The sequence below is a fragment of the Stenotrophomonas maltophilia genome, assembly GCF_013464915.1.
Lineage (GTDB): Bacteria > Pseudomonadota > Gammaproteobacteria > Xanthomonadales > Xanthomonadaceae > Stenotrophomonas > Stenotrophomonas maltophilia_AT.
Genome location: NZ_RAVT01000034.1, coordinates 21,743 through 36,948, shown reverse-complemented (window position 1 = coordinate 36,948; position 15,206 = coordinate 21,743). Strand labels below are relative to the sequence as shown.

Here is a 15,206-nt window from a genome sequence, read left to right as displayed (position 1 = left end):
CGCGCGCAGCGCGGGATTTTCGCGGTGCCGCAGGAAAAGCAGTCGACTAACAGTCGACTCTACCGCCGGGCAGCGGCGGCGGGTACCGGCGCCCGGCACGCAACGGGCGGAAGTAATCGGCGTTGGCGTAGAAGGCGTCATCCTGCTCTTCGTGCCAGCCGGGGATGCCCGCCAGCGGCAGTGGCCGCAGCTGCAGCGGATCGGTCAGCGCCCGGCCCTCGCGGATGGCCGATGCGACCTCGGCGATACAGGCGTCGTCATCATCTCCCTGCACCACCACGCACTTGCCCACCAGCAGGCGCCCCGGCAGCAGCGCCTGCTCCATCAGCGCGTGCCCGAACATCGCAGCGATAGCGATGTCACCACTCTGCCAGCGCGCAGGTTCAAACAGCGTCGGCCACGCGTGCGCATCCCAAGCCGCCAGCACCGTCTCATCGCGCACGCGCACGATCACGCCGGTTTCATCGAACTGCGTCAGTGCAGCCTGGGCGCGGTTGCGCTGGCCGGGCGGCATGGCATCGATATGCAGACACTGCTGCGCATTGAGCGCCCGTTTCAACTGCGGATGCCGCGCCCACACCAGGGCATTGAACAGGTCATGCCAGTTGCCGGCACGGGTGGCGATACACCCCTGCGCGATGCGCGCTTCATAATGCAGGCCGTCGGCCAGCAGCGCGGCATCCTGTTCAACCAGGCGCTTGCCCGGCAATGCCAGGCGCGCATCAAGCGCAGCGATGGACGGCCATGCCGCATCGTCCAGCAGATCACGGAAGTCCTGCAGCCCGGCAAACAGCGGGTGCCTGAACACCTGCGGATCGACCGTCGCACGTGGCGGCGGCACGAAGCGCCGGGGACCGCCGCTGTCACCGGCGGCGGCCGTTGCGATCACAGCACCTTGAGGTCGAACGCCGGGCGGCCCGCAGCCGCCAGCGCATCGCCGTACAGGTCGTGCTCGTCGCTCTCGGTGATTTCCACGTCGACGAATTCGCCCACGCGCAGCGGCACCTGATCGGCGTTCTGGATGTGCACCAGACCGTCGATCTCCGGCGCATCGGCCTTGGAACGAGCCACCGCGATGTCACCTTCGATGGCATCGACCAGGCACTGCTGCACGGTGCCGATCCTGGCTTCCAGGCGCGCGGCGGAAATCTGCGCCTGCTTCTCCATGAAACGGGCCAGGCGTTCCTGCTTCACTTCTTCCGGCACAGCATCGGGCAGGTCATTGGCGGTGGCACCTTCGACCGGCGAGTAGGCAAACGCACCGACGCGATCCAGCTGTGCCTCATCCAGGAATGACAGCAGCTCTTCGAACTCCGCCTCGGTCTCGCCCGGGAAGCCAACGATGAAGGTCGAGCGCACGGTGATGTCCGGCGCGATGCGGCGCCAGTTCTGCACGCGCTCCAAGGTCTTCTCGACCGCGCCGGGGCGCTTCATCAGGCGCAGGATGCGTGGGCTGGCGTGCTGGAACGGAATGTCCAGGTACGGCAGGATGCGGTTCTCGGCCATCAGCGGCACCACCTCGTCCACGTGCGGGTACGGGTAGACGTAGTGCATGCGCACCCACGCATCAAGCTCGGACAGGCCTTCGCACAGTGCCTTCAGCCGGGTCTGGTAGGCCTTGTTGCGCCACATCTTCTCGGCGTACTTCACGTCCACGCCGTACGCCGAGGTGTCCTGCGACACCACCAGCAGCTCACGCACGCCGCCACGCACCAGGCGCTCGGCCTCACGCAGCACCTCATCGACCGGGCGCGAGACCAGCTTGCCGCGCATCGACGGAATGATGCAGAAGCTGCACTTGTGATTGCAGCCTTCGGAGATCTTCAGATAGGCGTAGTGGCGCGGGGTCAGCTTGATACCGTAATCGGGCACCAGGTCCACGAACGGATCGTGCTTGGGCGGCAGCGCTTCGTGCACTGCCTCCATCACACTCTGGTAGTCCTGCGGGCCGGACACCGCCAGCACGTTCGGGTACGCCTCGCGGATCTGCTCCGGGCGCTTGCCCAGGCAGCCGGTGACGATGACCTTGCCGTTCTGGTTCATCGCCTCGCCAATCGCGTCCAGCGACTCGGTCACCGCCGAATCGATGAAGCCGCAGGTGTTGACCACCACCACGTCGGCCGAATCGTAGGACGGGACGATGTCGTAGCCCTCCGAGCGGAGCTGGGTGAGGATGCGCTCGGAATCGACAAGGGCCTTCGGACAGCCAAGGCTGACGAAGCCGACTTTGGGGTTCAGCTGGGACATGGAATCGCGGGACTCTGGGGGCCTGGGCCCCTGCCGGCATGGCAGGGGTTCCTGGGGGCCGGGGCCTGAAAGGGCGCCAGTATACCGGGGTTGGCGGCCTCGCTCTGAATGGCCATCCGCCCGATCGCGCACAGCCGCTGACGCCGCGCTAACCGCCGCAGCGCCGACAATGCAGCCCTGTTCCCCACAACGAGGTAGATGACGATGGCCGAGTGGATCACCCTGGATACGCACCATGGCCCGGTCCGGGCCTGGCAGGCACTCCCCGAGGGCAGCGCGCGCGGTGGGCTGGTGGTGGTGCAGGAAATCTTCGGCGCCAACCCGCATATCCGCGGCGTGGCCGAGCGCTTCGCCGCCGAAGGCTATGCGGTGCTGGCGCCTTCGTTCTTCGACCTCGTCGATGGACCCGAGGCCGACCCGGATGCCCTGCCCTACGACGCCGACGGCGTGAAGCAGGGGCTGGAACGGGTCGGCGCGCTGGGCATGGAACGCGCGCTGGAGGTGGTGCGCGCGGCGGCGACGCGCCTGGCGCCGTACGGCAAGGTCGGCACCGTCGGCTACTGCTGGGGCGGTACGGTGGCGATGCTGTCCGCCGTGCGCCTGGGCCTGCCCTCTGCCAGCTACTACGGTGCGCGCAACGTCCAGTTCCTCGATGAGACGCCGAAGGCACCCGTGATCTTCCACTTCGGCGCCCAGGACAGGAGCATCCCGCCGGAGGCCGTCCAGGCCCACCGCGAGAAGCTGCCGCAGATGGCCACCTTCGTCTATCCGGCCGATCACGCCTTCAACCGGGAGGTCGGACATGCGTATGATCCAGACAGCGCCGCCCTGGCGCTGCAACGCACCCTGGACTTCTTCTCGGAGCATCTTGGATGAGCGATTTCGAACTCGATTCACGCCTGGCCACCGATAGCGTGCTGGTGGCCGAAGGACCGTTGTCGCAAGTGCGGCTGATGAACGACGAACGATTCCCCTGGCTGGTACTGGTACCGCGCCTGGCCGGGGTCACCGAGTGGATCGAGCTGGACGGCGAGCAGCAGGACAAGCTGCGCACCGAGCTCAACCGCGCCTGCAAGGCCCTGAAGGGCTCCGATGGGGTGGAGAAGATCAACATCGGCGCACTGGGCAACATCGTGCGCCAGCTGCACTTCCACGTGATCGGCCGCCATGACGGTGATCCGGCCTGGCCGGGCCCGGTCTGGGGCAGCGGTCCCGCGCACCGCTACGAAGCGGCCGCACTGGACCAGCATGTCGCCTACTGGAAGGAACGGCTAGGATATCCGGCCCACACCTGAGCCCTCACCGACCCGATGCGATTCAACCTCGTTGCCGCCATCCTGCTGATCCTGATCGGCCTGTTCATGCTCGCCAGCAACCTGGGCTGGACGCACCTGAACCTGTCCAAGCTGCTGCTGACCTGGTGGCCGGTTGCGCTGGTGGGTGTCGGCATCGCGATGCTGTTCGGTCGCGGCAAATAAGGTAGCGCCGGGCCAAGCCTGGCCAACGCACCACGTGGCCCATGTGAAAACGCCGGGCATTGCCCGGCGTTTTCGTCATGCGATGACGCCGGAGATCAGGTACGCGGCAGGGTCACACCGGTCTGGCCCTGGTACTTGCCGCCACGATCGCGATACGACGTCTCGCAGATGTCATCGGCCGCGGCCTGGAAGAACAGCATCTGCGCCACGCCCTCATTGGCATAGATGCGCGCCGGCAGCGGCGTGGTGTTGCTGAATTCCAGGGTGACGTGGCCTTCCCATTCCGGTTCCAGCGGGGTCACGTTGACGATGATGCCGCAGCGCGCATAGGTGCTCTTGCCCAGGCACACCACCAGGGTGTCGCGGGGGATGCGGAAGTACTCCACGGTGCGCGCCAGCGCGAAGCTGTTGGGCGGAATGATGCACTCGTCGGCGGTGATGTCGACGAAGCTGCCCGAGTCGAAGTGCTTGGGATCGACGATGGTCGAGTTGATGTTGGTGAACACCTTGAACTCACGCGAGCAGCGCACGTCGTAACCGTAGCTGGACGTGCCATAGCTGACGATGCGCTCGCCGTTGGCCTGCTTGACCTGCCCTGCCTCGAACGGCTCGATCATGCCGTGCTGCTCGGACATGCGGCGGATCCAACGGTCACTCTTGATGCTCATGCTCTGTCCTGTTGAACGAGGGGGAATGGGGCTGCGCCCGAGGCGGCGATTCTACAGGTGGCCTCCCTGCGGCGGCCATGCTTGTCCCTCGGCCCTGGAAGCCACTTCACGCCACCGCGCCTACGATCGATGCCCCACAATCGTGAATAACAAATGAGACTTATCGTTGCAGAATTAATCACTTATCACACATTTGTGTCACTTTCAATCATCTCGTCAGACACGAAACAAACCGAAACAAAAAATAAAATATCTTTAAATTCAACAACCTGAGACAAATTTTCAGCGCCTGTAGATTCATGAGCGCCAGATGAACGTTGCGCGAGAAAAACTTCATCGTTACGGTTTCATTCATCCTGAACAATTCGTTCAGGTCAGCTTGAATTGAACCGATTTCCCTCTGCAACCGCAAAGGAACACGATGAATCTGAACTTCAATGGACGCAGCCTGAAGCGCACCGCCCTGGCCATGGTGCTGGGAGCCCTCGCCGGCACCAGCTATGCCCAGAGCACCTCTGGCGATATCGTCGGTACCGCAGCTTCAGCTGAAAAAGTGCAGGTCAAAAGCCTGGCCTCCGGCGCTACCCGCGAAGTGAACGTCAGCGCGGATGGCCGTTTCCGCATCTCCCAGCTGCCCACCGGCACCTACGAGGTCACCACGGTCAGTGGTGGCAGCCCGGTTGCGACCACCCGCGTCACTGTGGTGGCGGGCCAACAGTCCTTCGCAACATTCGCCTCTGCGAGCAGCGGCAATGCCACTTCGCTCGATACCGTCAACGTGCGCGCACTGGGCGCGGCCAACACGATCGATCTGGGCAGCGTTGAATCGCGGACCACCTTCACCGCCGACAAGCTCAACTCGTTGCCGGTCGCCCGCGATGTCACAAGCGTCTCCCTGCTCACCCCGGGCACCGTGGCGGCCAGCGGCTACTTCGGCCCGGCCTCCTTCGGTGGCGCATCGGCTGCTGAGAACAGCTACTACGTCAACGGATTCAATGTCACCAACCTGTACGACAGCCTGTCCTTCTCGGAAATCCCCTATCAGGCCATCGACCAGCTGGACGTGCAGACCGGTGGCTATGGTGCTCAGTACGGCTTCTCCACCGGCGGCGTGACCAGCGTCAACGTCAAGCGTGGCACCAATGAGTGGAAAGGCGGCTTCAGCTGGACTGGCGCACCCGATTCACTCCGCGAGAGCACGCCCGATACCTACTATGACGACGGCTCGATCTTCCGTTCCTATGACAAGAACAGCAGCAGCTCGAACGTCTACAGTGTATGGGCCGGCGGTCCGCTGATCGAAGACAAGCTGTTCGTGTTCGCCATGGGCCAGTTCAGCGACTCGAAGACCACCAGCTTCAGCAATCGTGGCTCCCAGTACACCACCAACGGGCGCCCCCCGTCGGCAGCGGCCCTGTCCACCACGGCCTACGACTATGAGTCCAAGACGCCCTACTGGCTGCTGAAGGTTGACTGGTACCTCAACGAAAACAACCACCTGGAGTACACCGGCTTCGACAACAGCCGACGCTACTCCTATGACTACTACAACGCGCTCTACGACCGTCCTGATGCAGGCGGCGAGCCGGCCAAGACCAGCTATCTCGGCGAACTGGTCGGCAAGAGCGGCGGCCAGACCGACGTGTTCAAGTGGACCAGCTACCTGACCGAGAACCTGACCGGATCGCTGCAGTATGGGCAGATGCGTAACCGGGCTTCGGAGCACACCATCAGCCCTGACGGTGTCTTCGACGCCTACAACGGCGACATCAACAGCCCGCAGGGCGCATGCCCATATGTGCTGGACTACCGGTCGGAAACCGGCGGCACCGGTCGTCGTATCGGCTGCGCCGTGGCAAGCACCGTCGGCATGTTCGGCGGCCGCAACGAGCGCAAGGGTACCCGCCTTGACTTCGACTGGCAGCTGGGCGATCACAAGATCGGCTTCGGCTACAGCGATGAGAAATGGACCTCCGTGCAGGGCACGTCCTACTCCGGCGGCGCATTGTGGTACCTGGAAGATGAGTACGCCAACCTCGTGAACTTCCGCAATGGCGGTTCGATCGAAATCAAGCAGAAGTCGTGGTACCTGCAGGACAACTGGCAGATCACCGACAACTTCATGCTGTATGCCGGCGTCCGTAACGATTCCTTCAACAACAAGAATTCCGACGGCATCAGCTTCGTCAAGCAGGACAACATCTGGCAGCCGCGTCTGGGCTTCTCGTGGGATCTGCTGGGGGATGGCCGCAGCAAGCTGTTCGCTTCGGTAGGCCGCTACTCACTGCCCATCGCTGCAAACGTGGCGCTGCGCGCAGCCAGTGCTTCGTACTATCTGGATCAGTACTACACCTACGATGGAATCGGCGCCAACGGCGCACCGAACATCACCGGCCGCTATGAAGACGGCGCCATCGACTCGGTTATCAACGGCGAGGGCGGCACCACTCCAGATCCCCGCGCCGTGGCGTCCAAGGGACTGAAGCCCTACACGCAGGACGAGGTGATCCTGGGCTACCAGCAGCAGATCAGTTCGCCGATCGACTTCTTCAACGACTGGACGCTGGGCATCAAGGCCACCTATCGACGCATCAACAAGGCGATCGATGACACCTGTGACTCGCGCTCGCTTTACAACGCGGCCGTCGCAGCCGGCTACGACCTGTCCAACTGGTCCGACCCATGGACCGTGCCGGAGGGCCTGCCGGGCTGCTGGATCTACAACCCGGGCAGCGACCTGAAGGTCACGCTCGACGTGGACGGCAATGGCACCACGGAGGAAATCACCGTGCCGGGCTCGACCCTCGGCCCGAAGGCCAAGCGTACCTACAAGGCCGTCACGCTCAGCGCGGACAAGCAGACCGAGCGCTGGTATGCCAGCTTCTCGTACACCTGGTCCAAGCTGGAGGGCAACTATGAGGGCCTGGTCAAGAGCACCAACGGCCAGGACGACACCGGCACCACGTCGGACTTCGACTTTGCCGAAATCATGTACGGCTCGGACGGTTACCTGTTCAATGACCATCGCCACAGCATCAAGCTGTTCGGTGGCTTCAAGTTCAACGATGAATGGTCCGTCGGCGTGAATGTGCTGGCGCAGTCCGGCGCCCCCAAGAGCTGCCTGGGCGGCGGCTGGGGCAGCTTCGGCACCGAGTATGGCTACACCGGCGTCTTCCACAGCTGCCAGCTGCAGGCCGACGGCTTCACCAGTGCGGATGACATCGCCAAGGTGGGAAGCGCCGGCCGCACGCCCTGGCAGTTCACTGTCAGCCCGAACATCACCTATACCCCGAAGTGGATGGAAGGCCTGAGCGTGCAGGTGTCCGTGCTCAACGCCTTCAACAACATCAAGCCCGTGCAGGTGTACGAGACCAAGTACGGCCGCCCGAGCGCTGCCGAGACCATCCGCACCTACTACAACTACAACACGCCGAAGTACTTCAACGATCCGCGCTACGTCCGCTTCCAGGTCCAGTACGACTGGTAAGCCGTTCCCTCTCCAGGAACGCTTCTGATTGCCGCCGGCCTCGCGCCGGCGGCTTTTTCTTTGCGGCCGCGGTCAGAGCAGCGATGACAGGATCGGGATCGATGCCCGCGGGCGCTTGCCCACTTCCTCGATCAGGCGCTGCGCGGCATGGCGGTACGCCTGGGCCGGTACCGAATCGGGCTGCGCCACGGTGATCGGGGTACCGCTATCGCCCTGTTCGCGGATGCCGATCTGCAGCGGCAGTGAACCCAGCAGCGGCACGCCGTACTGGGCCGCCATGCGCTCGCCGCCGCCTTCACCGAACAGGTGCTCGACATGCCCGCAGTTGCTGCAGGTATGCACCGCCATGTTCTCGACGATGCCCAGCACCGGCACCTCGACCTTCTCGAACATCTTCAGCGCCTTCTTTGCATCCAGCGTGGCGATGTCCTGCGGCGTGGTGACGATCACCGCACCGGCCAGCGGGATCTTCTGGGTCAGGGTCAACTGGATGTCACCGGTGCCTGGCGGCAGATCGATCAGCAGGAAATCCAGATCGTCCCACAGGGTGTCGTTGAACAGCTGGGTCATTGCCGAGGTGGCCATCGGACCGCGCCAGATCATCGGCGTGTCCTCTTCGATCAGGTAGCCGATCGACATGGTGTCCACGCCGAACGCACGCAGCGGCTCGATGCTCTTGTTGTCGGGACTTTCCGGCCGGCCGGACAAGCCCAGCATGGCGGGCACGCTGGGGCCGTAGATGTCCGCGTCCAGCACGCCAACACGTGCGCCCAGCTGCTGCAGCGCCACGGCCAGATTGACCGCAGTGGTCGACTTGCCCACGCCGCCCTTGCCGGAGCCGACCGCGATGACATTGCGGATGCGGGCATGTGGCGTCAGTCCCTTCTGGACCTGGCTGGCATGGGGGCGGCGGGGGGAACTGTTCACAACGGGCACCAGCTGTATCAGGGGGAATAACCCAACATCATACAAGCTGGACGTAGCCTGACTGAAATTCAGGATTGCTACAGATTCGTGCACAGATTGTTAAGTTCATGTTACGTTCCTGAAGCACTGTTTTGGGCTGCGGAGCTGGTTTCCAGCGCGCACGATGGCGCATGCGCAGTGCCGATTTTTGTTTTTTGCTCTTTATTGGAACTACATGAAATACGTAAGCAACACCGCACGTCGCAACACGCTCGCCGTCGCCCTGATTTCCGCTCTGATGGCCGCCGCCCCGGCAATGGCCCAGGACAAGGCGACCAACCTGGACAAGATCACCGTCACCGGTTCGCTGATCCCGCAGACCCAGGTTGAAACCCAGACCCCGGTGATGTCCATCACCTCCGAAGACATCCAGGCACGCGGCTTCACCAGCGTGGCCGAAGTGCTGCAGCAGTCCTCGCTGACCACCGGCGGCCTGCAGGGTGGCCAGACCTCGGGTGCCTTCACCCAGGGCGCCGAAGCCTCCGGCATGTTCGGCCTGAACCCGGGTTACACCAAGTACCTGATCAACGGCCGCCCGATGCTTTCGTATCCGGCGCTGTACAACGGCAGCGAGTCGTTCAACAACCTCAGCGGCATTCCGGTCGACATCGTCGAGCGCATTGAAGTGCTGCCGGGTGGCCAGTCCTCGCTGTACGGTTCGGACGCCATCGCCGGCGTCGTCAACATCATCCTGAAGGAGCGCATGGACGGCGGCACGATGACCGTCCGCGGCGGCACCTACACCGAAGGTGGTGGCAGCAACCTGCGCATCAGCGGCGCGCACGGCTTCACCGCCGTCGACGGCCGCTTCAACGCACTGGTCAACGTCCAGTACGAAACGGGCAACCCGATCTGGGGTTACCAGCGCGACATCACCCGCCAGACCAACCCGGTCGGCTTCACCCCGCAGGCGCCGTCCAATGACTTCCTGGTCACCGGTGGCGGCAAGTACTACATGATGGACCCGAGCCGTTGCGCCAATGTTGCCGGCCTGTACGACGGCACCACCACCGTCGGCTTCCGTGAAGGCAAGGGCGAGTCCTGCGGCTCGATCTACAGCGCGGGCTACAAGACGCTGAAGAACTCCAAGGACAGCGGTCAGTTCTACTCGACCATGACCTTCGACGTGAACGACAACCTGCAGCTGTTCGCCGACGTGCTGTACAGCAAGGAAAAGACCGAGTTCACCTCCGGCTCCAGCGCCCTGTGGTGGGGCACGCAGTCGGGCATGGGCGGCTTCTACGACCAGGGCCTGGGCAAGGTCGTGAACCTGCAGCGCGCCTTCGCGCCGGAAGAAATCGGCGTCGGCGACTACAACAACATCCTCAATGCCGACCGCAGCCGTTCCTACCAGGTCACCCTGGGTGCGAAGGGCATGTTCGGTGACTGGGACTACAGCGCCAGCTTTACCCGTGGCGAGTACCGCCTGGACCAGGACCGCTTCGTGCGCTGGAAGGACAAGATCAACGGCTTCTTCGCCGATCGCGTCCTCGGCCAGCAGCTGGGCACCTACACCGACCCGAAGACCGGCGGCCAGTTCGGCATCTACAACCCGAACTATGCTGCGTTCTACTCGCCGATCACCCCGGAAGAGTTCGGCAGCTTCACCGGCTACGGCACCCACCACAGCAAGACCTGGCAGAACCTGGGCCGCGTGCAGCTGACCAACGGTTCGCTGTTCAGCCTGCCGGGCGGTGACGCCGGCCTCGCCGTGGTCCTGGAAGGTGGCAGCGAAGGCTGGAACTACTCCCCGAACCAGTCGTTCATCGACGGCAACGTCTGGGGCACCACCGCCGTGGCCGGCGCCGGCCACCGCAGCAGCTACGCAGTGACCTCCGAGCTGCGCATGCCGCTGCACGACATGGTGACGGTCAGCGCTTCGGGCCGCTACGACGCCTTCAAGATCGCCGACAGCACCGTCGACAAGGCCACCTACAGCATCGGCGTCGAGTTCCGTCCGCTGGAAAGCCTGCTGTTCCGCGGCAAGTACGGCACCGCCTTCCGTGCACCGACCCTGTCCGACGCCTTCCAGGGCATGAGCGGTTCGTACGCGTCCAGCCAGAACGACTACTACCGCTGCAACCAGGCGGGCTTCGCGCTGAACGACGACCTCTGCCCGTACTACAAGAACACCTCGGTCTACAGCGAAAAGTCCGGCAACCCGGACCTGAAGCCGATCACCGCCGACGTGTGGAGCGCGGGCGTTGTGTGGGCACCGGTCAGCAACTTCTCGCTGTCGGTTGACTACTACAACTGGAAGATCAAGAACGAGGTCAAGACCCTGAGCAGCGACCAGCTGCTGATGGCCGAGTACGCCTGCGCCACCGGTGCCGTGAACAACACCTCGGCCAGCTGCCAGGATGTTGCCAACTGGATCACCCGTGACAACGCCGGTGCGATCACCCGCGTCTACACCCCGAAGCTGAACGTCGCCAGCCAGAACCTGGAAGCAGTCGCCGTCAGCGCGAAGTACCAGCAGGACATCGGCCGCTTCGGCTCGCTGAACTTCTCCGGCAACTACACCAACATGCTGAAGCGCGAGCTGCAGCCGCTGCCGGGTGCACAGAAGATCGACCTGCTGAGCGATCCGTACAACATGTACTACTACGACAACTACGCCAAGGTGCGTGGCGACCTGTCGGTGGCCTGGAACATCGACAAGTTCACCACCACGGTGTACGCGAACTACGTCGGCAGCACGCCGAACTACGTCGCCTACCTGGGTCGCAGCTACGACTACACCAACCGCTACGGCGCCAAGGCCGGCAAGTGGGGCTCGTACACCACGTACAACCTGAGCTTCGCCTACCGCGCGCAGGAAGACCTGACCCTGTCGCTGATGGTCAACAACGTCTTCAACAAGATGCCGACCGGCCAGCGCTACAGCTACGAGGGTACCGATGGCACCCCGTACAACAGCGCCTTCTACAGCATCTACGGCCGCTCCATCCAGGCCCAGATGAAGTACGACTTCGGCAAGTAATCCCGTCGTTTTCCGGACTTCGTGTCTGGACCAGGCCCCGCTTCGGCGGGGCCTTTTTTTTTGGGGCGGGCACAGGACACCCATCCATTCAGCATCCAGACACCATCAGGAGAACTCATAAAAATCATTGCAGATCAAACAGATACAAGAAATCCAACCTGATTTCGAGGAAAGAGACAGCATCTCTACGAAAATTTGATGACTGCGCAATGAACGTTTGACATGCTCGGTTAATGTCATGTTAATCTCGAGTTACCGGCCCGTGAAGCCGGTGCAACCGGGGGCAGAACCACTGCCAACACCGGGCAAGGGGCACACGGAGACGCCCGCAAGGCAATGTCCCCGGTGTACGACGCAATCATTGGATTCAAGGGGATTTCAGATGATCAATCGCAAGTCGCTCGGCAAGCATCCGCTGAGCTTTGCCCTCGCTTCTGCCGTGCTGCTCATCGCAGCCGCTCCGGCGTTCGCCCAGGACGCGGACTCGACGCAGGCGGCACAAGACACACCGAAGGAAACACCGAAGTCCAAGGCGACCAACCTGGACACGGTGACCGTCACGGGTTCGCGCATCAGCCGCGACGTGTTCAACTCGGTTTCGCCGGTTCAGGTCGTAACCCGTGAGGAAACCACCCTGGCGGGCTTCAACTCGACCGCCGCCGCGCTGCAGAGCAACAGCGTCACTGCCGGCAGCGCACAGATCAACAACTCCTTCGGTGGCTATGTCACCAATGGCGGCCCGGGTGCCAACACCCTGTCGCTGCGTGGCCTGGGCGCCACCCGTACTCTGATCCTGCTCAACGGCCGCCGCGTTGCACCGGCAGGCTCGCGCGGCTCGGTCGGTTCGGCCGACCTGAACGTGCTGCCCAGCGCGATGGTCGACCGCGTGGAAATCCTGAAGGACGGTGCTTCGTCCATCTACGGTTCGGACGCTGTGGCCGGCGTTGTCAACATCATCACCCGCAAGAACGTGGACGGTGTTGAGGCCGAGTTCCAGCACAACGCCACCGAGAGCGGTGGCGGTGACGAAACCCGATACTCGATCGTGTTCGGCAGCACCGGCGAGCGCTCGCACTTCTCCGGCTCATACGAGCACTACCGCCGCAATGAAATGACCGTGGGTGATCGCAGCTGGGCCAGCTGTCCGACCGACAACCTGCGCGACATGACCGTGGGCAACTACTTCGGTAGCGGCGACTACATCGATCCGACCACCGGCAAGTCGAAGTGCTTCACGCTCGATTCCGGCGGCGTGACCATCAATACCCTGGGCACCGCCACCTTTGGTGGGTTCAACCGCTGGCGTCCGAATCCCGCCGTCACCACCGGCCGCCTGCCGGGCTATGAGTCTGTCGGCTACTACGACCGCGACACCTTCGATCCAGGCCTGCTGAAGGAATCGCTGGTGTCCCCGGCCACCACCCACACTCTGTTCTTCCAGGGTGGCGTGGATCTGGGCGTGATGGGAGATGCCGAGTTCTACTACGAGTTCCTCGGCAACAAGCGCGACTCCACCCAGACCGGCTACCGCCAGCTGTCCTATGACTACTCGGTCGGCAATCCGCTGCTCGGTGACCTGGCCAACCTGCCGGCCTTCGCCCTGCCGACGGAAACGTCCAATGGCAAGAACGTGTCGGCCCGCACCTTCATCGGCTTCGGCAACGACCGCAGCAAGCAGTCGGTGGACTTCTTCCGTGCCACCGCCGGCGTGCGCGGCCGGCTCGGTTCGGAGTGGAACTATGACTTCATGGTCAGCCATGCCGACTCCGATGCGGACTACACCTTCAACACGTTCCTGACTGATCGCCTGGCACAGAGCCTGAACGTGGTGTCCGACGGCGCCGGTGGCTTCAGGTGCGTGGACCCGGCCAACGGCTGCGTTGCCGCACCGATGCTCAACGCGCAGACGCTGGCCGGCAAACTGCCGTACGAGTGGAAGAACTTCGTCTACACCCCGGTCACCGGCAACACCAGTTACAAGGAATCGACCGCGAACCTGAACGTCAATGGTCCGTTGTTCGACCTGCCGGGCGGTACCGCCGCCGGCGCCTTCGGTGTCGAATACCGCAAGGCCAAGATCGACGATACCCCGAGCATCCACTCGATCAACCGCAACCTGTACAACCTGACCAGCTCCGACCCGACCCGCGGCAGCGATTCGGTGTGGGAAGCCTACGGCGAAATCGAGCTGCCGCTGCTGTCCGGCGTCACCGCTGCCGAGGAACTGACCTTCAACGCCTCGGCCCGATACACCGACTACAAGTCGTATGGTTCGGACACCACCTGGAAGCTGGGTGGCCTGTGGACGCCGGTCAAGTGGCTGTCGCTGCGTGCCTCCTACGGCACCTCGTACCGTGCCCCGGCGCTGTTCGAACAGTTCCTGGGCGCCACCAGCGGCTTCCTGAACGCTTCCAGCGATCCCTGCAACAACTACGGGTCGCGCAATCCGACCAGCCCGCGTTACATCAACTGCGCGTCCCAGGGCCTGCCCACCAGCTTCACCGCGACCAACTCGGTACGTGTGGACTCCATCGGTGGTGGCCTGGTCGGTGCCAACCTGAAGGCCGAAACCTCCGACGCGTTCACCGTCGGCCTGGTGTTGCAGCCGGAGTTCGGCAGCGGCTTCGGTGATCTGTCCTTCGCCGTCGATTACTACGACATCGAAGTGGAGAACGGCGTTGCCCAGATGGGTGCCACCTACATCCTGAGCACCTGCTACAACGGCACCACCGGCGACTTCGCCGCCAACAATGGTCTGTGCCGCCTGATCAGCCGTTCGCCCAACAACACCCTGACCGTCCAGAACGGCTATGCCAACCTGGCCACCGACAAGGTGCGCGGTCTGGACTTCACCACCCGCTACGTTCGCGACATCGGTCCGGGCGAATTCCGCGCCAACGTGCAGGTCTCGCGGTTCCTGGAGCAGTCCGGCAAGGTGTTCGAGGACGATCCGCTGGTTGACGCCAACGGCCGGATCAACAACCCGAAGTTCACCGGCCAGCTGGACCTGACCTACAAGTTCAAGGAATGGCGTGTGCGCTATGGCCTGAACTGGGTGGACAACATGTCCAGCTATGCCTACTACGAGGAAGATCCCGCAACCTCGGCGTACAAGCTGGCCGTGCCGAACTACATCACCCAGGACTTCTCGGTTCAGTACACCGCCGACAAGTGGCAGGCCACTGCCGGCGTGCGCAACTTCGCTGACAAGGAACCGCCGACCATCAGCCCGGGTGCCGGCATCTACAACACGATCGGCAATGCCCCGCTGTACAGTGGCTACGACTACTTCGGCCGTACGTTCTTCGTGAACCTCAGCAAGAAGTTCTAAGCCTGCACCACCAGCCGCCGCCCTTCCGGGCGGCGGCTGTATTTTG

Annotated in this window: 10 protein-coding genes; 6 read left to right on the top strand and 4 right to left on the bottom strand. The window is 63.3% G+C overall.

All coding sequences use genetic code 11. The features are described from left to right. Positions 1-46: 46 nt before the first annotated feature. Positions 47-886: a DUF3025 domain-containing protein gene (locus tag D7T59_RS12840; RefSeq protein WP_164137260.1), complete on the bottom strand. Its 840-nt coding sequence runs from the start codon at positions 884-886 to the stop codon at positions 47-49. Next, complete coding sequence (gene rimO / locus D7T59_RS12835) at positions 886-2,247, bottom strand: 30S ribosomal protein S12 methylthiotransferase RimO (RefSeq protein WP_164137232.1); 1,362 nt, start codon at positions 2,245-2,247, stop codon at positions 886-888. The genes D7T59_RS12840 and rimO overlap by 1 nt, the downstream gene beginning before the upstream one ends. Before the next feature lie 204 nt (positions 2,248-2,451). On the opposite strand from rimO, the gene D7T59_RS12830 reads away from it, so the two are divergent. From D7T59_RS12830 to D7T59_RS12820, 3 genes are read left to right on the top strand one after another with little or no spacing between them, the layout of a single operon-like run. Beyond that, positions 2,452-3,123, top strand: coding sequence for a dienelactone hydrolase family protein (locus tag D7T59_RS12830; RefSeq protein WP_180852588.1), 672 nt, complete (start codon positions 2,452-2,454; stop codon positions 3,121-3,123). After that, positions 3,120-3,542 (top strand): HIT domain-containing protein, encoded by a 423-nt coding sequence (locus tag D7T59_RS12825; RefSeq protein ID WP_164137230.1) that lies wholly within the window; start codon positions 3,120-3,122, stop codon positions 3,540-3,542. The genes D7T59_RS12830 and D7T59_RS12825 overlap by 4 nt, the downstream gene beginning before the upstream one ends. A gap of 15 nt (positions 3,543-3,557) precedes the next feature. Continuing rightward, positions 3,558-3,725 (top strand): LiaI-LiaF-like domain-containing protein, encoded by a 168-nt coding sequence (locus D7T59_RS12820; protein WP_005410498.1) that lies wholly within the window; start codon positions 3,558-3,560, stop codon positions 3,723-3,725. A gap of 95 nt (positions 3,726-3,820) precedes the next feature. Here D7T59_RS12820 and dcd read toward each other — a convergent pair whose 3' ends face one another. Continuing rightward, positions 3,821-4,393, bottom strand: a complete 573-nt coding sequence (gene dcd, locus D7T59_RS12815; protein WP_005410499.1) for a dCTP deaminase — start codon at positions 4,391-4,393, stop codon at positions 3,821-3,823. A 421-nt stretch (positions 4,394-4,814) separates the two neighbouring features. Between dcd and D7T59_RS12810 the strand changes: the two genes are divergently transcribed. Continuing rightward, a complete protein-coding gene (locus D7T59_RS12810; protein ID WP_180852587.1) occupies positions 4,815-7,880 on the top strand; it encodes a TonB-dependent receptor in 3,066 nt (1,021 codons plus the stop codon). A gap of 72 nt (positions 7,881-7,952) precedes the next feature. Here D7T59_RS12810 and apbC read toward each other — a convergent pair whose 3' ends face one another. Continuing rightward, the gene (gene apbC, locus D7T59_RS12805) at positions 7,953-8,807 is read right to left on the bottom strand and encodes an iron-sulfur cluster carrier protein ApbC (protein WP_005414099.1); all 855 of its coding nucleotides are present in this window, start codon (positions 8,805-8,807) and stop codon (positions 7,953-7,955) included. Between the two features lie 214 nt (positions 8,808-9,021). Between apbC and D7T59_RS12800 the strand changes: the two genes are divergently transcribed. Then, the gene (locus D7T59_RS12800) at positions 9,022-11,829 is read left to right on the top strand and encodes a TonB-dependent receptor domain-containing protein (RefSeq protein WP_164137228.1); all 2,808 of its coding nucleotides are present in this window, start codon (positions 9,022-9,024) and stop codon (positions 11,827-11,829) included. A gap of 382 nt (positions 11,830-12,211) precedes the next feature. Continuing rightward, on the top strand, positions 12,212-15,160 hold the full coding sequence (locus D7T59_RS12795) for a TonB-dependent receptor plug domain-containing protein (protein WP_180852586.1): 2,949 nt from the start codon (positions 12,212-12,214) through the stop codon (positions 15,158-15,160). Positions 15,161-15,206 lie beyond the last annotated feature (46 nt).

What these genes read in the sequence shown, in the direction of transcription:
- rimO (WP_164137232.1), bottom strand. Translation starts at nt 2,247, where the DNA reads ATGTCCCAGCTGAACCCCAAAGTCGGCTTCGTCAGCCTTGGCTGTCCG.
- D7T59_RS12830 (WP_180852588.1), top strand. Translation starts at nt 2,452, where the DNA reads ATGGCCGAGTGGATCACCCTGGATACGCACCATGGCCCGGTCCGGGCC.
- D7T59_RS12825 (WP_164137230.1), top strand. Translation starts at nt 3,120, where the DNA reads ATGAGCGATTTCGAACTCGATTCACGCCTGGCCACCGATAGCGTGCTG.
- D7T59_RS12820 (WP_005410498.1), top strand. Translation starts at nt 3,558, where the DNA reads ATGCGATTCAACCTCGTTGCCGCCATCCTGCTGATCCTGATCGGCCTG.
- dcd (WP_005410499.1), bottom strand. Translation starts at nt 4,393, where the DNA reads ATGAGCATCAAGAGTGACCGTTGGATCCGCCGCATGTCCGAGCAGCAC.
- D7T59_RS12810 (WP_180852587.1), top strand. Translation starts at nt 4,815, where the DNA reads ATGAATCTGAACTTCAATGGACGCAGCCTGAAGCGCACCGCCCTGGCC.
- D7T59_RS12800 (WP_164137228.1), top strand. Translation starts at nt 9,022, where the DNA reads ATGAAATACGTAAGCAACACCGCACGTCGCAACACGCTCGCCGTCGCC.
- D7T59_RS12795 (WP_180852586.1), top strand. Translation starts at nt 12,212, where the DNA reads ATGATCAATCGCAAGTCGCTCGGCAAGCATCCGCTGAGCTTTGCCCTC.